Annotated in this window: 24 protein-coding genes; 12 read left to right on the top strand and 12 right to left on the bottom strand. The window is 56.4% G+C overall.

Going from position 1 to position 26,759, the window contains the following annotated elements; translation table 11 throughout:
* Positions 1-2 precede the first annotated feature (2 nt).
* On the top strand, positions 3-749 hold the full coding sequence (locus tag ACR0BT_RS06965; RefSeq protein ID WP_480762792.1) for a metal ABC transporter ATP-binding protein: 747 nt from the start codon (positions 3-5) through the stop codon (positions 747-749).
* Positions 749-1,546 (top strand): metal ABC transporter permease, encoded by a 798-nt coding sequence (locus tag ACR0BT_RS06960; protein WP_480762791.1) that lies wholly within the window; start codon positions 749-751, stop codon positions 1,544-1,546. Before ACR0BT_RS06965 ends, ACR0BT_RS06960 begins: the two co-directional genes overlap by 1 nt.
* 14 nt (positions 1,547-1,560) lie before the next feature.
* Here the strand turns inward: ACR0BT_RS06960 and ACR0BT_RS06955 are convergent, their stop codons facing one another.
* The 4 genes from ACR0BT_RS06955 to ACR0BT_RS06940 all read right to left on the bottom strand — a co-directional run bounded on the left by ACR0BT_RS06955 (position 1,561) and on the right by ACR0BT_RS06940 (position 6,256).
* Positions 1,561-2,142, bottom strand: a complete 582-nt coding sequence (locus tag ACR0BT_RS06955; protein WP_170801715.1) for an XRE family transcriptional regulator — start codon at positions 2,140-2,142, stop codon at positions 1,561-1,563.
* Positions 2,143-2,289: 147 nt separating this feature from the next.
* Positions 2,290-3,069: a carnitinyl-CoA dehydratase gene (locus tag ACR0BT_RS06950; protein ID WP_170407705.1), complete on the bottom strand. Its 780-nt coding sequence runs from the start codon at positions 3,067-3,069 to the stop codon at positions 2,290-2,292.
* Between the two features lie 3 nt (positions 3,070-3,072).
* Positions 3,073-5,088 (bottom strand): acetate--CoA ligase family protein, encoded by a 2,016-nt coding sequence (locus ACR0BT_RS06945; RefSeq protein WP_480762790.1) that lies wholly within the window; start codon positions 5,086-5,088, stop codon positions 3,073-3,075.
* A gap of 7 nt (positions 5,089-5,095) precedes the next feature.
* Positions 5,096-6,256, bottom strand: a complete 1,161-nt coding sequence (locus tag ACR0BT_RS06940; protein WP_223118494.1) for an acyl-CoA dehydrogenase family protein — start codon at positions 6,254-6,256, stop codon at positions 5,096-5,098.
* A gap of 95 nt (positions 6,257-6,351) precedes the next feature.
* On the opposite strand from ACR0BT_RS06940, the gene ACR0BT_RS06935 reads away from it, so the two are divergent.
* Positions 6,352-7,269, top strand: a complete 918-nt coding sequence (locus tag ACR0BT_RS06935; protein ID WP_480762789.1) for a GlxA family transcriptional regulator — start codon at positions 6,352-6,354, stop codon at positions 7,267-7,269.
* Between the two features lie 8 nt (positions 7,270-7,277).
* On the opposite strand, the gene ACR0BT_RS06930 is transcribed toward ACR0BT_RS06935, so the two are convergent.
* Positions 7,278-9,713: a GcvT family protein gene (locus ACR0BT_RS06930; protein WP_480762788.1), complete on the bottom strand. Its 2,436-nt coding sequence runs from the start codon at positions 9,711-9,713 to the stop codon at positions 7,278-7,280.
* Between the two features lie 189 nt (positions 9,714-9,902).
* Here ACR0BT_RS06930 and ACR0BT_RS06925 point away from each other — a divergent pair, with 189 nt between their 5' ends.
* Positions 9,903-11,420 (top strand): trimethylamine methyltransferase family protein, encoded by a 1,518-nt coding sequence (locus tag ACR0BT_RS06925; protein ID WP_480762787.1) that lies wholly within the window; start codon positions 9,903-9,905, stop codon positions 11,418-11,420.
* A 14-nt stretch (positions 11,421-11,434) separates the two neighbouring features.
* Here the strand turns inward: ACR0BT_RS06925 and ACR0BT_RS06920 are convergent, their stop codons facing one another.
* Together ACR0BT_RS06920 and ACR0BT_RS06915 are read right to left on the bottom strand one after the other, a co-directional pair.
* On the bottom strand, positions 11,435-12,409 hold the full coding sequence (locus ACR0BT_RS06920) for a LysR family transcriptional regulator (protein ID WP_480762786.1): 975 nt from the start codon (positions 12,407-12,409) through the stop codon (positions 11,435-11,437).
* A 100-nt stretch (positions 12,410-12,509) separates the two neighbouring features.
* On the bottom strand, positions 12,510-13,196 hold the full coding sequence (locus tag ACR0BT_RS06915) for a GntR family transcriptional regulator (RefSeq protein ID WP_170511995.1): 687 nt from the start codon (positions 13,194-13,196) through the stop codon (positions 12,510-12,512).
* Positions 13,197-13,298: 102 nt separating this feature from the next.
* Between ACR0BT_RS06915 and ACR0BT_RS06910 the strand changes: the two genes are divergently transcribed.
* The 5 genes from ACR0BT_RS06910 to ACR0BT_RS06890 are packed head-to-tail and all read left to right on the top strand — an operon-like array spanning position 13,299 to position 18,117.
* Positions 13,299-13,901, top strand: a complete 603-nt coding sequence (locus tag ACR0BT_RS06910) for an amino acid synthesis family protein (RefSeq protein WP_480762785.1) — start codon at positions 13,299-13,301, stop codon at positions 13,899-13,901.
* A complete protein-coding gene (locus ACR0BT_RS06905; protein ID WP_480762784.1) occupies positions 13,873-14,685 on the top strand; it encodes an alpha/beta fold hydrolase in 813 nt (270 codons plus the stop codon). The genes ACR0BT_RS06910 and ACR0BT_RS06905 overlap by 29 nt, the downstream gene beginning before the upstream one ends.
* Positions 14,682-15,602 carry a flavin reductase gene (locus ACR0BT_RS06900; RefSeq protein WP_170561568.1) on the top strand — a complete coding sequence of 307 codons (921 nt, stop codon included), beginning with the start codon at positions 14,682-14,684 and terminating at the stop codon, positions 15,600-15,602. The genes ACR0BT_RS06905 and ACR0BT_RS06900 overlap by 4 nt, the downstream gene beginning before the upstream one ends.
* Before the next feature lies 1 nt (position 15,603).
* Positions 15,604-16,641, top strand: a complete 1,038-nt coding sequence (locus ACR0BT_RS06895) for an LLM class flavin-dependent oxidoreductase (RefSeq protein ID WP_480762783.1) — start codon at positions 15,604-15,606, stop codon at positions 16,639-16,641.
* 9 nt (positions 16,642-16,650) lie between these two features.
* Positions 16,651-18,117, top strand: coding sequence for an aldehyde dehydrogenase (locus ACR0BT_RS06890; RefSeq protein ID WP_480762782.1), 1,467 nt, complete (start codon positions 16,651-16,653; stop codon positions 18,115-18,117).
* A gap of 33 nt (positions 18,118-18,150) precedes the next feature.
* On the opposite strand, the gene hisD is transcribed toward ACR0BT_RS06890, so the two are convergent.
* From hisD to ACR0BT_RS06870, 4 genes are all read right to left on the bottom strand, one after another.
* Positions 18,151-19,425: a histidinol dehydrogenase gene (gene hisD, locus ACR0BT_RS06885; protein WP_480762781.1), complete on the bottom strand. Its 1,275-nt coding sequence runs from the start codon at positions 19,423-19,425 to the stop codon at positions 18,151-18,153.
* Positions 19,426-19,433: 8 nt separating this feature from the next.
* The gene (gene cuyB / locus ACR0BT_RS06880; RefSeq protein ID WP_480762780.1) at positions 19,434-20,129 is read right to left on the bottom strand and encodes a cysteate racemase; all 696 of its coding nucleotides are present in this window, start codon (positions 20,127-20,129) and stop codon (positions 19,434-19,436) included.
* Between the two features lie 35 nt (positions 20,130-20,164).
* The gene (gene cuyA, locus ACR0BT_RS06875) at positions 20,165-21,178 is read right to left on the bottom strand and encodes a D-cysteate sulfo-lyase (RefSeq protein WP_480600422.1); all 1,014 of its coding nucleotides are present in this window, start codon (positions 21,176-21,178) and stop codon (positions 20,165-20,167) included.
* A 218-nt stretch (positions 21,179-21,396) separates the two neighbouring features.
* Positions 21,397-22,371, bottom strand: coding sequence for a LysR family transcriptional regulator (locus ACR0BT_RS06870; RefSeq protein WP_170394403.1), 975 nt, complete (start codon positions 22,369-22,371; stop codon positions 21,397-21,399).
* A 176-nt stretch (positions 22,372-22,547) separates the two neighbouring features.
* On the opposite strand from ACR0BT_RS06870, the gene ACR0BT_RS06865 reads away from it, so the two are divergent.
* From ACR0BT_RS06865 to ACR0BT_RS06855, 3 genes are all read left to right on the top strand, one after another.
* Positions 22,548-23,543: a taurine ABC transporter substrate-binding protein gene (locus tag ACR0BT_RS06865; protein ID WP_170394406.1), complete on the top strand. Its 996-nt coding sequence runs from the start codon at positions 22,548-22,550 to the stop codon at positions 23,541-23,543.
* 74 nt (positions 23,544-23,617) lie between these two features.
* The gene (locus ACR0BT_RS06860; RefSeq protein ID WP_170394409.1) at positions 23,618-24,424 is read left to right on the top strand and encodes a taurine ABC transporter ATP-binding protein; all 807 of its coding nucleotides are present in this window, start codon (positions 23,618-23,620) and stop codon (positions 24,422-24,424) included.
* Entirely contained in the window at positions 24,421-25,686 is a 1,266-nt protein-coding gene (locus ACR0BT_RS06855) for an ABC transporter permease (RefSeq protein ID WP_170394412.1), read from the top strand. The genes ACR0BT_RS06860 and ACR0BT_RS06855 overlap by 4 nt, the downstream gene beginning before the upstream one ends.
* A 135-nt stretch (positions 25,687-25,821) precedes the next feature.
* On the opposite strand, the gene ACR0BT_RS06850 is transcribed toward ACR0BT_RS06855, so the two are convergent.
* Positions 25,822-26,748, bottom strand: a complete 927-nt coding sequence (locus ACR0BT_RS06850; RefSeq protein WP_223118484.1) for a carbohydrate kinase family protein — start codon at positions 26,746-26,748, stop codon at positions 25,822-25,824.
* Between the last annotated feature and the right edge of the window lie 11 nt (positions 26,749-26,759).

Below are 26,759 nucleotides of genomic sequence, written 5' to 3'. Positions count from 1 at the left end.
ACATGACCCTGATCTCCGTTGAAAATCTCAGCGTGCGTTATGGCGCGAATACCGTTCTGCGCCATGTCGGCATGACGATTGAGGCTGGTGAAATCGTGACGATCGTTGGTCCAAACGGATCGGGAAAGACCAGCCTGTTGCGTGCCGTCATTGGCGCGACCAAGCCTGCAGAAGGTAGGGTTACGCTGAAGCCTGGGCTAAAAATCGGGTATGTTCCCCAAAAACTGCACATTGATCCGACCCTGCCGATATCAGTGGAAAGATTCATGCGTCTGACGGATCGTGTCTCTAGGCTTCAATGTACAGAAGCGCTTGAAACTGCTGGGGTGCCGGATCTGCTAAAGCGCCAAATGTCGCAATTGTCAGGCGGACAGTTTCAGCGCGTTTTGCTGGCGCGAGCGTTGATCAATCGGCCCGACGTTCTGCTTTTGGACGAAGCCACTCAGGGTCTCGACCAACCGGGGTCGGCGGCGTTTTATCGTCAGATCGAGGAGGTCCGGCGTGAAACCGGATGCGCCATACTGATGATCAGCCATGAATTGCACGTGGTCATGAGCGCGTCTGACAGGGTGATCTGCCTCAATGGTCATGTGTGCTGCCAAGGGTCCCCCGCAGTCGTAGCTTCGGCCCCGGAATATCGGGCCCTGTTCGGAACGGGTACCGGAGGCGCACTGGCCCTTTATCGCCATGATCACGACCATGATCACGATCACGGTCACTGTGAAACCTCTCAGGAAGCCGCAGAATAATGCTGGATGATTTCATGACGCGCGCGACGCTTGCAGGTGTTGGCGTTGCTTTTGCTGCGGCACCACTGGGGTGTTTTGTTGTCTGGCGTCGAATGGCCTATTTCGGGGATGCCACCGCCCATGCGGCAATCTTGGGTGTCGCTTTGTCGCTGACGTTTCAGCTGTCCATCTTTACTGGGGCGCTAGCTGTTGCGCTTGCAATGGCACTTACCGTAACACTGTTGTCCGGACGTGGCTACGCGATGGATACACTGCTGGGTGTTCTAGCACATTCTGCACTTGCCTTCGGTCTAGTCGCCGTATCGTTCCTGTCCGGTGTTCGCATCGACCTGATGGCCTATCTCTTCGGTGATATTCTGGCGGTGTCACGCACCGATCTGGTTGTGATCTGGGGTGGCGCAGCGCTTGTCGTGGCCCTCATCGTATGGCGCTGGTCGCAGCTTTTGACGGCGACCATGAATGAAGAGCTGGCCTATGCCAGCGGCTTTGACCCCAAGCGAGAGCAGTTGATCCTGACGCTGTCTCTGGCAGTTACAGTGGCCGTGGCGATAAAGGTCGTAGGTGTTCTTTTGATTGCTGCAATGCTGATCATCCCGGCGGCGGCTGCGCGCAGTCTGGCCAGATCACCGGAAGCGATGGCTTTGATTGCGGCGGCGATTGGTGCATTTTCCGCAATCGCCGGGCTACGGGCTGCTTACATATTTGATACGCCTGCAGGGCCATCCATAGTTTGTGTTGCTGCAGTAGTGTTCGCGTGTTTCAGTCTGATCGGATGGCAAACGCGGCGTGGAGCCTAGGGCATCTGCAAAGATCAATGCGGTCGCGTCGACACGGTCACGAATTCAATTTCGTCTGAAAGGATGACCCGTACCCCATGTGGGAGCTTGGCGTCGAAGCTGAGCGTGTCACCTTCTGACATCTGGAACTCTTCGGTCCCACAGCCATAGATGGCGCTGCCTTCAATCATGTAGATGAAGACGTAGCCTTCGTGCTGATAGTTAGGCAACTTGCGTTGGTCTTGTTTTGAGATGCGGATGCGTGCGGATTGGAATGACCCGCTAGGCCCGCTGTGTTTGCCGAGCAGTAGATAGTCATGGGCATGGTCTGGTGTGATACGCCGCGACGGCAACCCGGTTCCCGCCTGAACGTGATGCACATCCGAGGTCGTGTCGGTATGGCTGAACATCGCCATCAGAGAGACAGATAGTGCATCTGCCAACGCGTGTAAGGTACCAAGGGACGGCGACACATGACCATTTTCGATCCGGCTGATCATGGGCGCGGAAACCTTTGACTGCGCAGCGAGTTCGGTCACCGTGAGCTGACGTTCCTGTCGCAAACGCTGCAGGGTGCGCCCGATCTCAAGTTCTGGTTCTGTTTTCTTGTCCTGCATCGGGCCGCTTTGACATTCCTTCTTCCAGTTAAAGTAGCTGTGGCCTGAATTGCAGGATAGTAAAAGTGTGTTCTGACAAAAAACAAGCTTAGCTGAGCGATTGGCGCAAAACTGCGCCAATGCGATGAAGGCAGCGGTGTTTTGAACTTATTTTCCTTTCCAGACCGGATCACGCTTTTCAGCGAAGGCCTTTGCGCCTTCAAGCTGATCCTCGCTGGAATAGAGGATATCGACGGTGCGCAGCTGGCGCTTGGTGATGCGGTTCATGGCGTCCTGAAATTTGCTGTCTTCAGCTTCGCGCACGACCTCTTTGATTGCAGCATAAACCAGCGGAGGACCCGAGGCGAGCAGACGCGCCAATTCCCAGGCACGATCCATCAGTTGATCGGCAGGCAGGACTTCATTGACCAAGCCCCAACGCTGACCTTCTTCGGCATCGAACCAGCGTCCAGTCAGCAATAGCTCCATCGCGATGTGGTAGGGAATGCGTTTGGGTAGCTTGACGCTCGCCGCATCTGCAACGGTTCCGGATCGAATCTCAGGCAGGGCAAAAGTTGCGTGTTCAGCGGCCAGGATCATATCGGCTGAAATCGCAAGCTCGAGCCCGCCACCACAGGCAATACCATTGATGGCCGCGATGACCGGTTTGTTCAGATCGCGTAACTCCTGCAAACCGCCAAAGCCACCGACACCATAATCTCCATCTACGGCATCGCCTTCGGCGGCTGCCTTCAGGTCCCAGCCAGGGCAAAAGAATTTGTCACCTGCTCCGGTCAAGATCGCGACGCGCAGTTCGGGATCATCGCGAAACTCGGCAAATACCTGCCCCATGATGCGGCTGGTAGCTAGATCGATTGCATTGGCTTTTGGCCGATCCAGCGTCACTTCGAGAATTGCGCCGTCACGGCGGGTCTTGATCGGGTCCATTTCTCAGGCCTTTCTGATGAGCGCATCCACCGCCACCGCCCGGGTGGGCGTGCAGAGAAGCGGGTTGATTTCGACCTCGCCGAGCGTTTCGGCATTTTGCATTACATAGTCTTGAACGGCCTGAATGGCGGCAACGATTTCATCCATATCAGCCGCTGGTTGGCCGCGATAGCCTGACAGCAGCGGCGCGACTTTCAACTCGCCCAGTGCCGCGCGAATACTGCTGGACGTTGCCGGGATCAAAAGCGAGGTGGTGTCGCGCAGTATTTCGGTCAGGACACCTCCGGCACCCAGAGTCAGCACAAAGCCGTGGGCAGGATCCCGCACGACGCCGACGAGTATTTCTGCCACCGCACCTGTGATCATCTCTTCGATCAGAATCTCTTCGGTTCCAATATCCGCTGCCACACCCGCCACATCGGCAGCCTGTACCCCCAGCCGTACAGCGGAATGTTCAGACTTGTGGGCAAGGCCGACACCTTTGACGGCAAAGGGCGCTTCCATCTCGCGCGTCGCGCTTAGGGCTTCTTCGGCGCCTCGGACAGACCTGTTCTGAGGAATGCGCAAACCATGCGCGGCCAGAGCCTGCTTCGCCTCGGCTTCGGTCAGCGTCTGCGTCGCATCTAATGTGCCCGGCAGGCAGATTGGCGTGTCCGAAGGCGCCGCGACTTGAGCCGCCGCGCGTGTAGCGGCAAGCGCTTCACGAAGGCCAATGAAGGGAACTACACCGCCTTCTACCAGGGATTGCGCAGTGTTTTCAGGGAACAATTCGGGCAGTGTAGAAACCACTGCGAAGCGCGCGCCCGTTTCTGCCCGCACCTTTAGTGCCGTGCGCGTCGCGGCAGCCCAATCCGTTGGATCGGTGGTCGGGTAGTCGACGATCGAGAAGGTCAGATCCAGATCGTCGCCTGTCATCCCGGCCCAAGCTTTCGCCATCGCATCTTCATCGCGCCAGATATAGGTGTGGTAATCGAGTGGATTGCTTAGTGCGACCATCGGACCAAGCGCATCGCGCAATCGGGTTTGCTTGTCTCTGGACAGTTCTGGAAATCTGAGGTCAGTGCCGATCGCCATATCTGCGATCAGGCTGGCCTCGCCGCCCGAGCAGCTGATCGAAGCAATGTTGCCCCCCGGCAAAGGCCCATAACAATGCAACAATTTCAGGGTTTCCAGAAACTCGGGCAGCGAGGACAGGCGCGGGATGCCCAGCCGGTTTAGCAAAGCCTGCGCACCCGCATCGCTCCCTGCCAGTGAGGCGGTATGAGAAACTGTTGCTGCCTGCGCCTGTTCGGATGCACCCACCTTAAGTGCGATCAGAGGCACGCCTTTCCGATGTGCTTTGGCAGCAAGGGCCTCCCATTCGCGGATATCCTTGAAGCCCTCGATATGTAAACCGACGGCAGTGACCCGTGGATCATCGATCAGCGACATGGCAATCTCAGCCTGACTGGTCTGCGCCATGTTCCCGCAAGTCACCATATAGGCAATCGGCAGAGCTCGTTTCTGCATAGTCAGGTTGATCGAGATGTTGGAGCTCTGGGTCAGAATGGCAACGCCTCGATCTACTCGAGCAGCTCCATGCTGATCGGGCCACAATAGCGCACCATCAAGCGCATTTATAAAGCCATAGCAGTTCGGCCCAAGAATGGGCATGCTGCCTGCTGCATTGATCAACTCTGATTGCAGATCTCCTCCTGCCTGATCCTCGGCTGCAGCTTCCGAGAAGCCAGAGGCAAAGCAAACTGCTCCGCCGCTGCCCATGTCTGACAGAACCTGAACGGCCTCAACGGTGGCGTGACGGTTGATGCCAACAAAGGCCGCGTCCGGGGACGATGGCAGGTCTTCAATCCGTGCGTAGGCCTTGTGCCCGGCAATTTCATCCGCCTTGGGATAGACAGGCCAGATTTTCCCTGCGTAGTCCATGCGTTCCGATTGCAGGATAACCTGCTTGCACCACGCGCCGCCGCCGATCACCGCGATGGATTCCGGGCGTAGAAGACGGGAGATATCCTTGCTCATTCGGGCCTCAGGCACCCAGAGGCCGCAGCAGATCACGACTGATGATATGCCGCTGGATTTCACTCGTACCATCCCAGATACGTTCTACGCGCGCATCCCGCCAGAACCGTTCGATCGGGAAGTCGTCCATCAGACCCATGCCACCATAGATTTGCAGCGTCGTATCCGTGACCTTTGCCAGCATTTCCGAAGCATAAAGCTTGGCCGAGGCAATCTCGCGATTTGAGGGCAAGTCCTGATCCAGTCGCCATGCGGCCGCGAGCGTCAGCCAGTCAGCAGCGTCGATCTCGGTGATCATGTCGGCGATCTGAAAGCCGACACCCTGAAACTTACCGATCGGCTGGCCGAATTGCTTGCGTTCAGCCGCGTAGTTCAGCGCATAATCAAAACAGCGCCGCGCGCGCCCGACCGAAAAAGCAGCAACCGTCAGGCGCGTTGCATAGAGCCACTCGTTCATCACGGCGAAACCGCCATCGACCTCGCCCAAAACCTGTGCGTCGGGCAAACGGCAATTGTCAAAATACAGGATATAGTTCTTGTAGCCTTTGTGGCTGACTGAGTTGTACCCCTCGCGCACTTCAAAACCCGGCGTACCACGATCTACGAGGAAGGTAGTGATCCGTTTTTTGGGGCCTTTCGGAGTTTCATCCACACCTGTTGCGATGAACACGATGAAGAAATCCGCGTGCTCCGCGCCCGAGATGAAGTGTTTCGAACCGTTGACGACCCAGTCACCGCCATCGCGAATGGCCTGACATTTCATGCCCCGAACATCTGACCCCGCGTCAGGTTCGGTCATAGCTAGAGCATCCATCTTTTCGCCACGCACGGCAGGCAACAAATAGCGTTCACGCTGGTCGGCGTTGCAGGCCATCAGGATATTCTGCGGGCGACCGAAGAAGTGGGTCAATGCCATCGAACCTCGGCCGAGCTCGCGTTCGACAAGAGTGAAATCAAGATGCGAGAGACCCGCGCCACCAACTTCTTCGGGGAAGTTACAGGCATAAAATCCCAGTTCAATGCATTTCCGCTTGATTTCGTCGCCCAGCTCTTGCGGCACCTGTCCGGTGCGTTCGACCTCAGCTTCGTGGGGGTAAATCTCGTTCTCAACAAAGCTCCGCACTGTTGAGACGATCATTTCCTGTTCTTCGGTTAAGCCAAATTGCATGACGCGTTCCCCTGATGTCTGATTGGCAATGAAACGTAATTGCCTGACACGATGACATGCAGTAATCGTACGGTATCATGCCGAGTTAGAAAAATTTGACCCAGATCTATAACTTTTTGCTGTTCGACGGGTTCTCGAACCTTTGCCTCGCCAACATGGTTGAGCCATTGCGCGCGGCGAACACTTTGGCGGGGCAGGATCTCTATGCCTGGCAGTTTTATTCACCCCATGGTGCGCCAGTTCAAAGCTCCAGCGGGTTGCAGGTCGCGCCGCATGGAGCGATGGGCATTGAGGCGGGTGATGCTTTGGTTGTCATGCCGTCTTATGGGTATCTGGAACACTCGGTTCCCGATACTCATCGCGCTTTGCGCAGGGCCGCAACCCGTCATCGCAAACTGGCTGGTCTGGACACAGGGAGTTGGTTGCTCGCGCGTGCGGGACTGTTGGAAGGGCATCGCGCGACCATTCACTGGGATGAACTTTCCCGGTTCGAAGAAACTTTTACCGATGTCGAGGTCGTGCGGGAACGTTTTGTGATCGACCGGGACCGGATCACCTGCTCAGGCGCGATGGCTGCTTATGATCTGGCGACTGCGCTGATTCTTGCGGATCACGGGCCGCTGTTGTCGATGGAGGTGGCGCATCTTCTGATGAACCGTGGTGAACCAAGTGCTGCTTCATCACAGATGAAATCCGAAGACAGGCTGGTGAATCGGGTGCTGGGCGTCATGCAGGGCACGTTGGATGCGCCAGTAATGATAAAGGATATCGCTCGTCAGCTCGGGTGCTCTCAAAAGAAGATTGAGACCCGGGTTTTGTCCGAGCTGGGTGTAACACCGCAGGCGCTCTATCGTCGCCTGCGTCTGAATTTGGCGCGTAAACTTGCGGTCGAGACCCAGCAGTCCGTGGCCGAGATCGCCAGCCGCTGCGGGTATGAGAACCCAAGCGCAATGACGCGGGCGTTCCGGATGCAATTCGGGCAGACACCAACAGCCTATCGAAACGGGGAGTAACTTTGGGATTAGCCTCGCACGCGTGAGAGGTCCGGGTCATACGGGGACGGCGCAATCACCTCGGCCGCGATCATTTCTCCGCACAGGTCAAGTTGCATTCGGCTGCCGGGTTCGGAAAATTCCGGATTCACAAAGCCGTAAGCAAGGTTTAGCCCTGTTCTGTGGCCCCAGTCACCTGACGTGATTGTGCCAATAACCATGTCGTCCAACATCAGAGAGGCTCCACCATGCGCCGGTGCTTTGGTTGCATCGATTTTCAGGCTTACCAGTTTCTTCTTCGGACCGCTCTCAAGGCGTCTCTGCAACGCATTTCGGCCAATGAAATCGCCTTTGGTCAGTTTCACGAACCGATTCAAACCGGTCTCAAACGGGTCGAACTCTGTGAGCAGATCGGCTTTCCAGTGCAAGAACCCTTTCTCCATCCGCATGGACTCGACGGCGCGAGCACCAAATAATTTCAAGTCATGCGTCTCGCCAGCTTTTCTGAGCGCCAGATAGGTCGCGTATAGTGAGGCGTTCGGGACATGTATCTCGTAGGCCAGTTCCCCTGAGAAGCTGATATTCAATACAGTTGCTGGCGCGAACCCGACAAAGCACTCGCGAACTGACAGCCAGGGAAAAGCTTCTCGCGACCAGTCTCCTCGAGCACAAGCGGACAGCACGTCGCGCGATTTGGGTCCGGCCAGCACTAATATTGTCTGATCATTGGTGAGTGAGCGGATTTGCACATCTTCGCCATCATGCAGATGCGCCTTTAGCCAGTCCATATCATGGTATTCGCTGGCGGCGGCGGACCCGTACCAGACCCGTGCCGGGCCGCGATCACTCGCGGGAAGGTTGGCGATGGTGGCCTCGGCTTTGACCATCCCGTGGTGGTTCAGCAGATAACCAAGGCCGACCCGCCCGTCGCGTTTTGTCACCGCGCCGCACATCATCCGATCCAGAAACCGATGTCGATCGGTTCCAGTGATTTCCAGCCGGTTGAAGCCGTTCACTTCGGCCAGTCCGACATTTTCTTGAAGGTTTCTGATTTCCGCTGCCACGACGTCAAAGGTCTCATCAAAACTGAAACTCAGCGTTGGGTGAAAATCTGGTGCAGGCTTGATGTAGTCGACCCGCTCCCAACCGTTGACCACTGTAAATTCAGCCCCTTCTGCTGCGAGGATCGGGGTCAGCGGTGTGGTTTTGGCGGGGCGACCGGCAGGCCGGTGTTCGTGCGGGAAATGAAAGCGGAATTCATTCTGGTAATCTTCGATGGCTTTCAGCGCGGTCAGCTCCACATTTGTGTGGCCGGTAAACCGACGCGGATCAAGGCACCACGTGTCATAACAGGCCTCGCCGTGAACGATCTGCTGGGCCAGCAGCCAGCCGTGGCCTCCTCCTTCACCTAGACCTGCGCGTAGGCCGATGATGCAGAAAGCATTGCGCTTTCCGGGGATTGGCCCGACCAAAGGTGCGCCGTCAATTGTGTAGGTGATCGGACCATTCACCACTGTATGAATACCGACATCCATCAGTGCAGGCATGCGTGCGAAGGCACCTTCCAGCACATCCGTCACGCGGTCCAGATCGTCAGGGCACAGCGCGTTCACAAAATTCGGATCGATCCCGTCCATGCCCCAGGTTTTGCAATCCTGCTCGTAGAAGCCGACCAGCAAGCCGTTCTTCTCCTGCCGACAATAATAGTCGCTGATCGGACAGCGCAGCAGGGGCATCCGATGGCCTGCGTCGCGGATCGCTGCGATTTCTTCTGTCAGAAAATACTGGTGCTCCATCGAAGCGACAGGGTGGTGCACGCCCATCATCGCGCCCACTTCGTTGACCCGATAACCACAAGCGTTAACTACGATATCGCAGTCAATATTGCCGTGTTCCGTGTGAACCGTCCAGGTATCGTCCTTGTGCTGTGTCAGTCCTGTGACCGGAGTATTGCGATATACCTCGGCCCCGGCTTTGCGCGCACGGCGTGCCAGAGCTTGGCACAGTTGAGCCGGATCGATGTCGCCATCTAGCGGATCCCATAGCCCACCGAGAAGGTTGTCGGTGGAAATCAACGGGTGCCGGCGGGCGCATTCCTCTGCATCTATGACCTCGAAATGTACATCCATTCCGCGCGCCATAGACGCAAAATGGTGGTACCCCTGCATCTGCTCAGGCGTATTTGCAAGCCGGATGCCGCCGTCACCGTGATGGTAGTTGATAGGATAGTCCGGATCCTCGGCCAGTTCCTTGTACAGGTTGATCGAGTGGGTCTTCAGACCAACCATGGTCTGGTTCATGCCAAAATTGGTCACCTGCGCGGCCGAATGCCAAGTCGTGCCGCTGGTCAACTCATCGCGCTCGACCAGCACCACATCGGTCCAACCTTCACGGGTCAAGTGATACAGAGTCGAGCAGCCGGCGATACCGCCGCCAATGACGACCACTTTAGTGCGCGATTTCATCAAGGACCCTCCGGTACGTAGTCTTTTGGGGATTAGCCTGTTCGGTCAGTTGGTTCACAAGCGGTTGGATATTGTTACGTAAAAAATCGAAAATAAAAGCTCATTAACTCGTAGTAATTCGAATGCGGTTGAAATTGGCTTTAGGCGTTTAGTTGAATTGATCAACCTGATGCGGTTGGAGGATCACAAATGGCTGAGCCGCAGGCGAAAAGGTCCGGTCGAAAAGGACGTATCGCACAGCGGGCTGAAAAGCCTGCGCTCGACCCCTGTCCGCCAGGTCAACCGGGAGGCGCTTACAAACCCTTGACTGGGGTTGAGCTTGAGCGGATTTACAACACAGCTCTGGATCTTCTTGAGAAGCTGGGGATCGGCGAGGTGCCGGATCGCTTGCGTTCTGATTTGTTGGCGGTTGGGGCGCAAGATAGCGGGGAGGGGAGGATACTTTTTTCGCCTCAACTTGTGGAACAGGCGATTGATCAGGCAGCCAAGACCTTCGTTCTGAACGGGCGTGATCCAGCCCGATCCATCGAAGTTGGCGGTAATCGCGTCTATTTCGGAACCGGAGGGGCGGCGGTTCAGACGCTTGATCTGCGCAGTGGTCGCTATCGGCCTTCAACCTTGCAGGACTTGCATGATTTCACGCGTCTTCAAGATGTCTTGCCAAATGTCAGCTGGTTCACGCGCTGTTGCGTTGCAACCGATCTGGAGGAAACCTACGATCTGGATGTGAACACCGTCTATGCGCTGTTGAAGAATACCTCCAAGCCCACCGCGACGTCTTTTACATTGGCGCAGCACGTTGCGCCAATTGTTGAGATATTGGATATCGCAGCCGGGGGACCCGGTGAATTCGCAAAGCGCCCGTTCATGAAAGCACATATAAGCCCGGTGATCTCGCCGATGCGCTACGGCGAAGACGCGGTGGATGTGGTCTACGCCTGCATCGAACACAATATTCCGATTTCTTGCATCACCGCTGCTCAGGCCGGCGCGACTGCACCAGCGACCTTGGCTGGTTTTCTGGCGCAGTCATTGGCAGAAACTCTTGCGAGTCTGGTAATGGTCCACGCGATCCAGCCCGGGTTTCCTATGGTCTTTTCAAATTGGCCACTGGTGATTGACCTTCGGACCGGCGCGTTCTCAGGTGGCAGCGGAGAGACGGCTGTCCTGAATGCAGCATCAGCACAATTATCAAATTGGCTTGGGCTGCCGTCAGGCGTGGCCTGTTCGATGTCTGATGCCAAGGCGATCGATGCTCAATACGGGATGGAAAAGGGACTGACCTCAATGGCGGCGGCGCTGGCAGGTGGTAATCTGATCTATGAAAGCTCGGGCATGACGGCCTCGTTGCTGGGTGCAAGTTTTGAGGCGTTCGTGTTGGATGATGAAATGCACTCGTACACCTACCGCGCTTTGAGGGGCATAGAGGTGACACACGAGAATCTGGGCTTTGACGCAATCTGCGAAGCAGTTCTGGGCGAGGGCCATTTTCTGGGTGGTCAGCATACTTTTGCGGCCATGGAACGGGATTACTTTTATCCCTCACTCGCAGACAGGGATGAGCCCCGGACTTGGGCAGAAAACGGAGCGCAAGATGCCTGGAGCCGCGCGCGACATCGGGCGCAAGAAATTTTGCAGACCCATACGCCAAGATACCTGTCAGACGAACAGGATCGGCATATCCGAGATCGCTTCAACATTCTTTGAAGGCTGATCCAGTGCTATTCGATAAGTTTGAAACTATCCGTCAGCCACGGGATATCATCGCGCAGTGGGGAAATGATGCGGTCATTGATCAATGATCGGGTTTTGGCATCCACAAGCTCAATCACTGATCTTGAACAATCCGGCGTCGCGACCAGTGCCAGTGTGCGTGCAAAGCTCTTGCCCGGAAACGGGTGCATGCACAGCTTTGATTGAAACCGTTTTGCCCGAGAATACAGCAGCGGCGTCGTGATGGTCCATCCCGCACCGGAGGACACCATCGACATCAGCGTCTGATTGTTGCTGCATTCAAACCTGTGAGAGGACGAAATCCCCATCCGGCGTAATTGGGACTCGATCTGGCGCGCGATGATCAGATTGCTGGAATATCGTAGAAACGGCAATTTGGTTCGACCCTCAACAATGTCGTGCAAAGACTTGTCACTCACCGCAGGCAAAACGATCACAAATGGATCGCGCAGAAGGGGGCGATCCTGCAGATCGCGCATACGTTCGCTAGGAGTAGTGGAAATCCCCAGATCCAACTGCCTGTCGCGCAGCATGTCGATAATCGCGTGGCTAGAATCTGTATGGTACATGAAATCGCAGGCAGGCATGTTCGTAAACAAGTAGACTGCCAGTTCCGGAATGATGTCGCTGTCGAAATCCTCGATCGTGCCGAAACGCAGATAACTGGCCTCGGTAATACTGCCCGCAGATGCCTCTGCCTTGGCCTTTCGGATCAGGTGCAGCGCATCGTCAATACTGCGCAGGAAGACCCGGCCCTTTGGGGTCAGAACCATGGGTCTGCGGGTGTGGTTGAACAATTCAACGCCCAGATGGTCTTCGAGATTGCGCAGGTGATGGGAAACGGTGCTGATCGTCAGCCCTGTTTCTTTGGAGGCCGCCTGTAGCGAGCCCTTTTGCGCGCATATCTGAAACAGTTCCAGCCATTTGAGGCTGAGGTCTTTGGGAGCAGACTGACGCGGCATTCCGGTTCTTTCATGAGATCAGGGCGGTCCTGACGAAAATACGCAGATTTTGAAAGCTTTGATATCAGAATCTTGGAATTCTGGCTCAATTGCCGAGCAATCAGGTTTCAGAGCTTTCCAAAAAGCCGCGCGCGGTCTGTGCAGCATCCGCGATATGGCTTTCGACTGCTTTTCGGGCTTTGGCAGGATCACCACTGAGGATGGCATCATGGATGGCAGTCATGTGGCTCATCCCAGAACGCTCTCGATTCCGCGCTGCGAGGGTCAAGGCCCGCAGGCGGCTGATCCGGCCGTTCAGACGTTGCACAACATCCCAGGCGATGCTGTGCCCAGCCTGTAGAAAAATCAGTTCATAGAAGCGAGTTGTGGCCTGTAGCAGATTTGACCATTCGGTGTCATTCTGCGCCGCGCCCACTGCTTTCAATGCCTTGCCCAGATCCTTTGCGAAACCTGTCTCATGCGCTTGTGCACAGGCGGCGGCGGCTGAGCCTTCTAGCTGTAATCGGATGTCATAGATTTGCCGCGCTTGGTCCCAGCTGAGGGTCGAGACGATTGGCCCGCGGTTGGGGATAATCTCAACCAAACCTTCGGCTTCCAGAAACCGGATCGTCTCGCGGATGACGGTGCGGCTGACACCAAGCTGATCGCAAAGCGGGCGTTCAACAAGCCGCTCACCGGGGGCAAAATGCCCGGCGATGATCGCTTCGCGCAGGCGCGCTTGCACGATATCCCGCAAGGTTTGCGGTGCTTTTTCGATCTTTTGCAGGGTGGAGTCGGTGTTCATCATCGATGCTTTCATATCTGTGGTACGGATCCGGAACAAGTATGATTGACATATCGTATTATGGTATACCATATTCTCGACCAAAGGCTCGCCAAAGGAATCACCATGTCCGCCGAAATTCGAAAAACGCTTCTGCATGTCGAAGACACTCTGATCGAGGGTGGTAAGTTGGCGGACACTCCGCTGAAGCTAATTGCCGCAATGGCTGTCATTCGGAACCCGTGGGCTGGTCAGGGATTTGTCGAAGATCTTGACCCCGCGATCCGCGATTGCGCCCCCGGATTGGGGGAGTTGCTGACCAAAATGATTTTGGATGCTTCAGGTGGCGGCGACCGGGTCGAAGCCTATGGAAAATCCGCGATTGTGGGCTTGAACGGAGAGGTCGAGCATGCGTCGGCCCTGATCCACACGCTGCATTTTGGCAATCATTATCGCAAAGCAGTCGGCGCGAAATCCTACCTTTCCTTCTGCAATACGCGCGGCCCAGCCAATGCGCCGCTGCTGATCCCCTTGATGGACAAACATGATGGCGGTCGTCGCTCTCACTACCTTACGATCCAGACTTCGGTCGCAGATGCACCTGCGGCAGATGAGATTCTGATTGCACTGGGTGCATCGATTGGAGGGCGGCCGCACCACCGGATCGGGGATCGCTATCAGGACATCGAGGAACTTGGTCATGACGTTGACAACCCTGCAGCTGTCTAACTCGGGCCGATCAGTCGCGTTCAGAGAGGCGGGCGAAGGGCAACCGGTCTTTATGATCCATGGCGTTGGCATGCAATCTGCGGCCTGGGGCCCTCAGTTTGACACGCTGAGCCAGCATTGCCGTATAATTGCGGTTGATCTGCCGGGGCATGGAGGCAGTGACCGTCTGCCATCTGGAAGCCAATTGCCGGATTTTGTTGGCTGGATGCATGATGTTGTCGACGCATTGAATCTGGCTCCGGTCGCAATCATCGGGCATTCAATGGGGGCACTGATCGCCGCCGGCTTTGCGGCAGAGCACCCCGATATCACTAGCCGTGTTGCTATGTTGAACGGCGTCTTCTGTCGCGATGCCTCAGCCCGCACCGCAGTCATCCAACGGGCCGCTGAAATCAGCGCGGGTCGAGTTGATCTGGAAACGCCGTTGTCGCGCTGGTTTGGTGACAGTCCGGGTGATCTGGCTGCCCGTGCGCAGGTGGCGTCGTGGCTTGGGTCTGTGGATCAACGAGGCTACGCCATCGCCTATTCCGCTTTTGCGCGGGGCGATGCCACCTACGCCAGCAAGATGAATCGGATTTCATGCCCGTTTCTGGCGCTCACCGGCGACGGAGACTCGAACTCAACCCCGGCTATGTCACAAGCTATGGCCGCAGCAGTTCAAAACGGTCGGGCAGTTGTGATCCAAGGCCACCGACATATGGTGAACTTGACAGCACCCGATGAAGTAACAGCGCATCTGGTTGAATGGCTCGGCCAGCCCGCCGAAGAAAGGATTGCGCAATGACCTCGCTTGATCCCCGCACGCTGCGAAATGCATTTGGAGCGTTCATGACGGGCGTCACCGTGGTTACGTCGCATGATACCCAAGGTAACCCGATCGGGTTTACCGCGAACTCGTTCACATCCGTCTCACTAGACCCGCCGCTTGTGCTGGTTTGTCTCGCCAACAGTTCAAAGAACTATGACGCATTGATTGCCGCTGACGGGTTTGCCGTCAATATCCTGTCAGAGACACAGATCGAGGTGTCCAATACCTTTGCCCGGCCCGTCGAAGACCGGTTTGCCAGCGTCGAGTGGCGGCGTGGACCTGCGGGATCGCCGTTGATCGATGGGTCGTCGGCCTGGTTTGACTGCTCTATGCACAAAACCGTCGAAGCGGGGGATCATGTGATCCTGATCGGCGAGGTCAAAGCCTTCGACAATACTCCGGCACCCGGTCTCGGATATGTCAGGGGGGCCTATGTAACACCATCAACAGCTGCTGGTGCCTTGATGCAGGACACCGGCCTGATCGTCTCAGCCTTGATCGAACGCGCAGGTGAGGTTCTGTTGATCGATGCCGGTGACGGCGCGCTTGCACCGCCCGAGGCAGTGGTTGGGTCAGAAGGTGTTTCAGCGGCATTGGAACAATTGATTGAGGCCACCGGGCTGACCGCAGAGCCGGGCTTTGTTTATTCGGTTTACGAGGATGCAGAGAAAAAGCGTCAACATATCGCGTTTCTGTGTCAGGCCGCAGATGGTGAGCCGAAGAAAGGTAATTTCGTCCCACTGGATGTCGTATCCTTTGGCACTGTAACCGACACGGCGACCCGAACCATGCTGGAACGATTGTCCGAGGAATCCCGGCTGGGAGATTTTGGCATTTACTACGGAAACAAGAACAGCGGCGAGGTTCGCCCGATTACACGAGGAGGTCACTGACATGCGGTTTTCGCTTTTCGTTCATATGGAACGCACCTCTCCCGATCAGGACCAGCAGGAGCTGTATGAAAACTTCATAGAACTGGCCAAGATCGCTGATGCGGGTGGTATGCATGCGGTCTGGACCGGCGAACATCACGGGATGGATTTCACCATCTCGCCGAACCCGTTCCTGAATATCGTCGATCTGGCACGCCAGACCAACAATGTGCGTCTGGGAACCGGAACCGTTATCGCTCCGTTCTGGCATCCGATCCGGCTGGCCGGAGAGGCCGCAATGACGGACATGATCACGAATGGCCGTTTGGATCTGGGCATCGCGCGTGGCGCCTACAGCTATGAATACGAGCGGATGGTGCCGGGGCTGGACGCCTGGGAGGCAGGCCAGCGTATGCGCGAGCTTGTTCCGGCAGTGCGGGGTCTTTGGGAGGGCGATCATGCGCTGGACGGAGAGTTTCATTCTTTCCCGGCAACCACATCTTCACCCAAGCCTCTGCAACAAAACGGTCCACCGATCTGGGTTGCCGCGCGCGATCCCAATAGTCATGAGTTTGCGGTATCGAACGGTTGTCACGTGCAGGTCACCCCTTTGTGGCAGGGCGACGAAGAGATTACCCGGCTGATGGATACGTTCAATGCCGCTTGCGCCAAATTTCATGACGTCCCGCGCCCCGAAATCATGCTGTTGAACCACACCTACATCGCCTCGGACGAGGCGGATGCCCGTCGCGCGGCGGAAGAGATCAATCGCTTTTATTGCTATTTCGGCGCGTGGTTCAAAAACGAACGCCCTGTGTCGCAGGGTCTGATCCAGACGCTGAGCGATGACGACATCGCTAACCATCCCTTCTATTCGCCCGAGGTGATGATCCGGGACAATGTGATCGCCACGCCCGGCAAAGCAATCGAACGCATCAAGGGCTATAGCGATCTTGGATATGATGAGTATTCTTTCTGGATCGACAGTGGGATGAGCTTTGAGCGCAAGAAAGCCTCGCTAGAGCGGTTCATCGCGGACGTCATGCCCGCCTTCGCCTAAGGAGAGAAAATGCGGCAGTTTCAGCACTATATCGGCGGCACGTTTTCGGATGGGACCGCGCAGTTCGACAGCCTTGATCCCGCGACGGGCACCGTTTGGGCGAAAATGCCTGAGGCCCGAACACATGATGTGAACGCCGCGGTAGAGGCTGCGTGTTCAGCGCTGAATGCCCCCGAATGGGCGACCATGACAGCAACGGCTCGTGGTAAACTGTTGTACCGGCTGGCCGATCTGGTCGCCGAAAATGCTCAGACCTTAGCCGAGCTTGAAACGCGCGATACCGGCAAGATCATTCGCGAAACCTCTGCTCAGATCGCCTATGTCGCTGACTACTACAGTTACTATGCCGGATTGGCGGACAAAATCGAAGGGGCGCACCTGCCGATCGACAAGCCCGACATGGAGGTTTGGCTGCGCCGCGAACCAGTTGGTGTGGTGGCCGCCATAGTGCCGTGGAATTCGCAACTGTTCCTGTCTGCGGTCAAGATTGGCCCGGCGCTTGCCGCCGGTTGCACAGTCGTTCTGAAAGCATCCGAAGATGGTCCGGCCCCGATGCTGGAATTCGCGCGTATTTTCGATCAGGCAGGCTTCCCGCCCGGAGTTCTGAACGTCATCACCGGCTTCGGGCCGGAATGCGGCGCCGTTCTGACCAGTCACCCGGATGTCGATCATGTTGCCTTTACAGGCGGCCCGGAAACCGCGCGCCATATCGTGCGCAACTCGGCTGAAAACCTCGCTTCGACTTCGTTGGAACTGGGCGGAAAATCCCCGTTCATCGTGTTCGAAGATGCCGATATCGAAAGTGCTGTGAACGCGCAGGTCTCGGGGATCTTTGCTGCGACCGGGCAAAGCTGCGTGGCGGGATCGCGATTGGTAATCTCTGACAAGATCAAAGATGAGTTTCTGGCCCGGCTCACCGAAAAAGCGGGTGAGATCGTGATCGGGGCGCCCGATGACCTAAAGACCGAGGTTGGCCCGCTGTGCACTCAGGCTCAGCTTGTGACTGCTGCAGATCTGGTTGCTGATTCCGTCTCGGCAGGGGCTACCGTGATAGCGGGTGGGCAACCTTTGGACCGTGAGGGGCACTATTTTCCACCGACAATCATTGATTGTACGGACGCGCCTGATGCGCCCTGTCTGACGCGCGAAGCCTTTGGTCCGATCCTCTCGGTCGTCAGTTTCGGGACCGAAGCGGAGGCGGTACAAATAGCCAACAACACCGCGTTTGGGCTGGCGTCGGGTGTCTTTACCAAAGACTTGACCCGCGCACATCGAATGATCCGCAGAATTCGGGCTGGCATTGTCTGGGTTAACACATATCGCGCGGTCAGCCCGATTGCTCCATTCGGAGGTCATGGACTGTCGGGCCACGGGCGCGAAGGGGGCCTGCAGGCGGCGCTTGACTACACACGGGTCAAATCGGTCTGGTTGCGCACAAGCGACGATCCGATCCCCGATCCGTTCGTGATGCGGTGAATCTGACCAATCAACAGCATCCTTGGGCCAGATTTAGCACACTTTAGACAATCGCATTTCTGCCGCGCGTGCGTGGCCTTCCATGCCTTCCATCCGACTGATCCTAGCAGTGCGTTCAGCAAGCTCGTGCGAGGCTTGCGCTGAGCAGCGCTGCCATGTCACCGTTTTGGTGAATTTGTGCACTGACAGACCGCCGGTATATCGGGCCGCTCCGCTTGTCGGCAAAACATGATTTGGCCCGGACGTCTTGTCGCCGAAGGGCACTGTTGTTTCGGCACCCAGAAACAGCGATCCATAGGTGGTCAGTTGGTCCAGCCACCAATCCAGGTCCTCGGCGATCACCTGCAGATGTTCGGGCGCGTAGTTATTGGCGACCCTGGCAGCCTCGTCGCGGCTGTCGCAAAGAATGATCTCGGCCCGGTCGCGCCATGCCGTGCGCGCTGCACTAGCGTTCGGCTCGGGAAGACTTTCGATCAGGGCATCGGCGCGTGCGATAACGCCCTGGGCCAGAGCTTTATCGGTGCTGACCAGCCAGACAGGGCTATCGACGCCGTGCTCGGCTTGGCTCACCAGATCCCAGGCGACAGTCTCGATCGATGCTGTGTGATCGGCAATGACCAAGGTATCGGTTGGACCTGCAAACATGTCGATGCCAACCTTACCAAACAGCATCCGTTTCGCCTCGGCGACATAGGAGTTTCCCGGACCGACAAGAATGTCGGCTGGCCGCGCACCAAAAAAGCCATGGGCCATCGCAGCAATCCCCTGAACTCCGCCCAAATTCAGGATCAGATCTGCACCGCTAAGGTCCATCGCATAAACTATTGCATCAGGGATGCCCGCACCGGGACGCGGTGGCGAGACCGCCGTGATGTGGGACACCCCAGCCACCTTTGCCGTGGTAATTGTCATCAACGCACTTGCGATATGGCTATACCGACCACCAGGAACGTAGCATCCCGCGCTCGAGATCGGGATCTGTTTCTGACCTGCAATCAGGCCGGGCATCACCTCGATCTCGCATTCGCTCACCGTGGTCATCTGCGCTTCGGCGAATCGACGGATATTGGCATGGGCAAAGCGGATGTCGTCTTTGACCTGTTCAGGCACGCGGTCACATGCGGCTTTGCGCGCTTCATCAGTCAACACGAACTCTCCCGTCCAGCCATCGAGCGTTCCGGCATAGCGCCGAACGGCCTCTTCGCCCTCGCGCTCGATATTGGAGAGCATGATTGCGACGATATCGCGGATATCCGAATTTTCTGCATCGGGGCGGGGCAGGGCGGTTTTCAGATAAGAGACGGCCATGGGAAACCTCAACGCGTCAGAGAGTGGGAGTGGATAGCGCCTGCCAGAATATCGACGGTGTCGATGATCGGAACGCTTTTGGGCAAGTCGCGGGTGAGCAGAGAGAATTCGGAGCAGGCCACAAACAAAAGCGCGGCACCCCGGCCCGAAAGGGCGTTAGCAGCGTCGGAAAGTGTGCTGAGTGCAGCGCCGGTTGGCCCTTCAGATTTGATGTGGCGGATCGTGCCGAGCATCCTATCTTCATCCTCGGGCCAGATTGCGGTAAATCCGGCGCGGTTCAGGGGGGCGTCAAAAATTCCGACCTTTCGCAGCGCTGGAGAGGCAAGAATTCCGACCTGGCTGCCAGAAGGCAGGAGCTGCGCCGCTTGATCCACGGACAGGTCTACCATGTTCAGAAAGGGGATCGAGACGGCGTCCTCTATCTGCGCCGCATAGTGGTGTGCGGTGTTACACGGCATCGCAAGCGCGGTTGCCCCTGATTGCTCCAATCCTTTCGCCATATCGGCCAGAACCGGCCCGGGATCAGACCCGTTGCCCTCGATCAGGTGCGCGATGCGGGAAGGCACCTGTGGGTTCATGTCAATCAGTAGTGGCAGGTGATCGGCATCATCCGCCGCCTGTACCGTGGATAACACGCGCTGCTGCAACAGAATTGTCGCCTCGGGGCCCATTCCGCCCAATATGCCGGTGACGCGGGGTTTCATGCGAAGACCTGCTTGCTGGAACTTATCACCGTGATTTACAGATTGACCCAGCGGTCGGTGTGATCGAAAGCGAAATCATAACCGAACAGGCCAACCGAGCCTCCAGTATGCAAGAACACCACACGCTCATCCTTGAACGAGCCTTTGCGCGCCAGATCGATCAGACCGGCGGCCCCTTTGGCGGAATAGACCGGGTCGAGCAGAATGCCTTCCAGTTCGGCAAACATGCGGATCGCCTCAATGCCGCTTTCGGTCGGCAAGCCGTAGCCGTCGCCTACATAGTCGGTATTGGCCATCACATCCTCGCGCCGCACCACGTCTGGGCAACCCAATTTCTCAGCCGTGTTGCAGGCTAGATCATAGACCATCTGCTCTTGCTTGGGCTGCGGTGCGCGGGTGCCAATGCCAAGAACCGGAATGCCCGTATTCATGGCACAAAGCCCGGTGACCAGCCCGGCTTGCGTGCCCGAGGAGCCCGTCGCATGCACCACGCGATCGATTTTGAGACCGGAGTTATTGGCCTGGCTCACAAGCTCTAGCGCGCAGTTCACATAGCCGAGCGCTCCGGTCGGGTTCGAACCTCCGCCCGGAATGACATAGACGTTGTGACCTTCTTCACGCTTCTTAGCGGCCGAACGCTCCATCTCGGCGGGCATGTCGTGGCCGCCGGGAAACTTCTCGGTGGTTGCGCCATGCAGATGATCCAGCAGAACGTTGCCGTTGTTGTTGTAGTTGGCGTTGTTATAGCTGGTGCGGTCTTCCAGTAGGATATGACATTTCAAACCCAGCCGGGCAGCGAATGCAGCGGTTTGACGCGCATGGTTCGATTGCGTTGCCCCTTGTGTCATCACCATGTCTGCGCCTTGTTCGAGCGCTTCGCCGAACAGAAACTCTAGTTTGCGGGTCTTGTTGCCACCCGTCGACATGCCGGTGCAGTCGTCTCGCTTGATCCAAAGATCGATTCCCAGAGCCTCGGACATACGATCCATCCGTTCAAGCGGAGTTGGCAGATGGGCAAGAAAAACACGGGGAAAACGGGAAAGGTGCATCAAGCTGTCCTGATCTGGGCCCGGCACATGGTTCAAGACCGGTAGGTCTTGCCAACATGGGCCGCTGGGTAGGTTTCTGGGTTTAGAATGCCGCCTGTAGTCAAGCCGCAAGGTCAGGCCTAATCACAGCGGATGGGGCGCGTCGGTCAAGCGCACTGTACCCGGTTTCGAAAAAGCCGGAAAATAACTTCGATATTGCGCTCAGATTACCTGGTTGCTCATTCGGGGGGTGCGGGAATGGTTCGAAAGTCGTCATTCAACCACGGAAACCGCGAATTCATAGGCTCGGTCACATGACGACGGATCAGGTTTTGCAGTGTGTTGTGGATCAGTCGTGTGGTTGTCGACGGATAGATATTGGTCGTGAACAACGATACGGTACGCGCAAAGCTTTTGCCCGGGAAAGGTAATGCGCGTGTATCTTTGTGGAATCGTCGTGCGCGATAGTAGCTGGCAGCAGTCGTGATTGTCCAACCGCTGCCCCCGGCGACAAGTCCGATAATTGACTGATTACATTCAAGTTCGAACCGGTTGGGTAGGTTAATCTTGCTACGGGTTAGCTGAATTTCGATGAGTCTGCCGATGGTGTGATCACGCGAATATCGTAAAAGCGGAAGCGGACTGTCTGATTTGGTCAGTTCCTCGACCGGTCCGTCATATGCAGGCGGAAGAATGACTATAAACGGATCTCGAAGTAGCGGGAATTCGATTAACCCCTCAAAGTGCTCAGGAGGTCGGGTCGCAACGCCTGCATCCAGCTTTTGAGACTGCAGTTTGTCAAGAATCTCATGGCTGGGGCGGGTAAAGTGGCGAAAATTGCACCGCGGCAGGCTTGCAGAGAGATGACGGAACAGTTCTGGCGCGACCCGGCTGTCAAAATCGTCAATCAGGCCCAGACGCAAATCTGTTGCATGTTGCCAACTGCCCGAGCGAAGCTCGGCCTCGCCCCGTTTCAAGGCGATCAGGCCGTCATGCACATGTCGTGAGAACACCGTGCCTGCGGGTGTCAGACCCATGGGTCTGCGGCTGTGGTCCACCAAATCCACATCCAGCGCCTTTTCAAGACTGCGCAAGTGATTGGAGACCGTACTGATTGACAAACCGGTTTCAGCTGACACCTTTTGGATTGAACCCAACTTGGAAATAAGTTGGAAGACCTCCAGCCACCTGAGACTGAGTGCTTTCTTTGTCATCGGGGGCTCCCAAACCAGCGAACTATCAGTCAAAAGCGAAACAAAGTTTCGCTTTTTACGCAACCAGTATTTTGATTTACTAATTCAACGCGTAAGGACTATGGTTTTTCTACTGTTCCAGAGTTCGGACGTTTCAAGAGCCGACAAGTGGAACCAGCAGGGAGAAAATAGTCAAAATGATCAAGAAATATCTGCTCACAACAGCATATGCCGGGATTGCGGCCGTTACCGCTTCACAAGCCGCCGCGCTTGATGAACTGACGGTTGCATATTTCCTCGAATGGCCGATGCCGTTCCAGTATGCGAAAGCAAACGGAACCTACGAAGAAGAACTGGGCGTCAAGATCAACTGGGTGTCTTTCGACACCGGTACCGCCATGTCAGCTGCGATGGCCTCGGGTGATGTACAGATCGCGGTCAGCCAAGGGGTACCACCGTTTGTGGTAACCACTTCGGCCGGTCAGGACATCCAGATCGTCGATGTGGCGGTCAGCTATTCAGACAACGACAACTGCGTTGTTGCCGAAGCGCTTGAAATCGACAAGGGCAATGCGGGTGAATTGAACGGCAAGAAGGTCGGTGTTCCGATCGGCACAGCTGCGCATTACGGTTTCCTGTCGCAAATGTCTCACTTTGGTGTCGACATCGGTTCAATGGAAATTGTTGACATGGCTCCGGCCGATGGCGCCGCGGCATTTGCGCAGGGCAACCTCGACATGGTTTGCGGCTGGGGTGGCGCGCTTCGTCGCATGACCGAGCATGGCAACATCCTGCTGACCGGTGCTGAAAAAGAAGAGATCGGTATCCTGGTGTTCGACGTCACTAGCGCTCCGGCAAGCTTCATCGAAGAAGAGCCCGAGCTTCTGTCGAAGTTCCTTAAGGTTACCGCAGATGCCAACGCCAAATGGAACGCAGGCGACAGCAAAGATGAAATGCTGCCGGTGATTGCAAAGGATGCTGGTATGGATCCTGCAGACGCTGAAGCCACAATCGCGACTTTCACCTTCCCGTCAGTTGAAGACCAGCTGTCCGAGAAGTGGCTGGGCGGTGGCGCGCAAGACTTCATGCAGGGTGTTGCAAACGTGTTCGTGTCGGCAGGCAGCATCGAATCCGCTCTGGATTCGTATGATGGTGCCGTTAATGCAGGCCCGCTGACAGCTGCGAATAACTAATCACGCAGGACATTTCATGCGACCGGCCCCGGTTTCGGGCCGGTCGACAGCTATGAAAGCAGGAAGGAGGCAGGATGCCTGAACTGGACATCGTAGAATTGTCCATGCGCTTTGACTTACCCAACGGCTCCTCAGTACAGGCCCTACAAGATGTTTCACTCAGCCTTAAAGAGGGTGAGCTGATGTCTGTCCTTGGCCCGTCGGGCTGTGGTAAAACGACGTTGCTGAACATCGTTGCAGGATTTCTGGCGCCGACATCTGGCAAGATTGAATTGAACGGCCATCTGGTCAAAGGCCCTGATGCTGAACGCGGGATGGTGTTTCAGAAGGGCGCATTGTTCGAATGGATGAATGTGCGGGAAAATGTCGAGTTTGGCCCGCGCATGAAAGGCATGCCCAAAGCCGAGCGTGACCAGATTTCCGACCATCTGCTTGAGGTCGTCGGGCTTCAGGATTTCAAGGACAAGGCGGTTTATGAACTATCGGGCGGGATGCAGCAGCGTGTTGCGTTGGCGCGGTGCTTGGCAAACGAGCCGGACGTCATCCTGATGGACGAACCGCTGGGTGCTTTGGATGCGCTGACCCGTGAGAAAATGCAGGGCCTTGTCCTGAAGCTTTGGAAAGAAACAGGCAAGACGATCATCCTGATCACCCACTCGGTCGAAGAGGCCTTGTTGCTGGGTGAGCGTCTGATTGTCATGGCCCCCAGACCGGGGCGCATTCACCGCGAATACAATCTGCCTTTTGCTGAACGCGGTGTGAATGCCGATCTGCGTGATGTGAAGAAATCCGAAGGTTTTGCGGAAAAGCGCGATGAGATCCTCTCGATGATCTGGGAGATGGAAGAAGAAATTATGGGTCGGACGGAGCAGGCATCATGATTGTACTTCTCTTCTATATCGGCCTGTTCGGTGGCGCGTTTTTTATCGTCTACGCGTTACGCCGCGGTTTGCAATCGCGTCAGGATTTCACAAGCTTGAAAACTGTGACTTTCGGCGACGAAAGTGCCGTACGAGCGGATAGGGCTGCATCGATAATCTCGGTTCTCGTGATCTTTGTAATCTGGGCGGCTTTCACCGGCTCGAAGTTGTTTCCGATCCATGTGCCGGGCCCATTTGTGGGTGATACGCAATTCACCTATACGCTCGAAAACGCGGATGGCAGCACGGATGAAGCCACGATTTTTGTTCGTGTTCCAGCCTTCGGTGAGGAAGCAGAAAAATTCGAGGTCGAGCCCGGCAGCGGATTTGCCAAAGACGATGCGGTTGCTGCTGCTGCGGGCCGCTCATCGACGATCCTGTTCGACAAGAACGATGATGCTAAACGTAATGAGGGTGCAAAGATCGTCGCGATCAACGGCACACCTATAGGTGAAGGCCAAAAGGTTGATACAGGCGATGGTACCGTAACGCTGACCGGGAAAGGGGCGATCAGTTTCACCCCCAAACAGGGCTTGCAGATGAACCCCATCTGGCTTCCAGCCCCTGAAACCGTTGTGGCCCGGTTCTTTGAGATTGCGAATGAAGGCTACCAGAACTTCTCGCTTTGGGAGCATCTGGGCTGGTCGCTGTTGCGCGTGATTGCTGGGTTTATCGCAGGTGCGCTTGTGGGGATTCCGCTGGGTTATGCAATGGGCCTATCCGGTTGGTTCCGCGGCTGGTTCGATCCGATTGTCGAGTTCATGCGACCGGTGCCGCCACTTGCGCTGATCCCACTGGTGATCATCTGGTTCGGCATCTGGGAGACCGGCAAGATCGTTCTGCTGTTCCTTGCGGCCCTTTGGATCATGACCATCGCCGCGCGGGCTGGTGTGTCCGGTGTGAACATCTCGAAAATCCACGCAGCGTATTCTCTGGGGGCGTCGAAATGGCAGATCATGCGCCATGTGATCGTGCCCAACTCGCTGCCCGAGATTTTCACCGGTGCACGTGTGGCCATGGGTGTCTGTTGGGGAACTGTTGTTGCGGCTGAACTGGTTGCCGCACAAAAGGGCGCCGGCATGATGATCATCGCCGCATCCAAATTCCAGCTGACTGACATTGTCATCATGGGGATCGTCCTTATCGGGGTGATCGGATATGGAATCGATATCCTGATGCGCAAGGCCGAGAACTGGCTGGTGCCATGGAAAGGCCGCAGCTGATCGGTCTTTCCGATACTGTGGTAACAAAGCGGCCCCCGAGCAATCTCGGGGGCCTTTTGTTTCAGCTGCGATTAAGAACGCGGCGTTGGACCTTGCTGCTGTCTTAGCTTGAACACGGCATCGGTCTGTATACCTTCAGAGCTCCTGTGCCCAAGGCGGGTTTGCCCCCGCTCGGGATACGGTGACGGCAGCGACCTTTGCACCGTATTCAAGCGCGTCGCGAAGACTGCTTGTGGGCAAAGTGCGCAAGGCGGGCTTGTTGAGATGACCGGTTTGGCTTAGCGCAGCCAGCACACCTGCGTTGAACGTATCGCCAGCACCAACAGTATCCACGACCTTAACTTTCTGGACGGGTACGGATACGTCCGTTCCATCAGAAAGATAGCCTGTCGCGCCATCCCCCCCTTTGGTCACGATTGCAATCGCTGGTCCTGCTCGAAGCAGCAGTGGAATTTTCTCGGCATGGCTTTCGGGGCCCGGTATAATCCAATCAAGGTCTTCATCGGAAACTTTAATGATGTCGGTCTTTGCGATCATACGGTTCAAGCGGGTCCGGTATCGCGTCTGATCCTTGATAAAGCTGGGTCGAATATTGGGGTCCAGCATTACGGCACGATCCGCGCCATGACGATCAAGTGTGGCCGCGTAGGCATCGGCACAGGGTTCGCAAGCCAGGCTGATCCCTCCGAAATACAGTGCGGAAACGCCCGGTAGTTGATCCGGCATGTCTTCGGGCCGCAGCATCCGGCCCGCCGTATTCTCATCGACAAAACTGTATGTGGCGTGCCCATCCCGCAACTGCACGAATGCAAGTGTCGTAGGACGGTCCGAGCGGATAACGTGCGAGGTCGCGACATGGCTGATCTGCAAGGCGGCGATCAACTGCTCTCCGAACATGTCGGTAGATAGCCCTGACAGCAGCCCCGTTTGTATGCCCAGACGACCCAGTGCAATCGCGGTGTTGAAGATTGCACCACCGGAATGTGGCACAAACCCTTTGCTGCCAGAAACCGTTGGTTCGGCAATCATATCGATCAGAGCTTCTCCACAGCACAGGATCATTCTGCTATCCC

The organism is Ruegeria sp. CJ6 (assembly GCF_056536665.1).
This window is presented reverse-complemented; position numbering and strand designations above follow the sequence as displayed.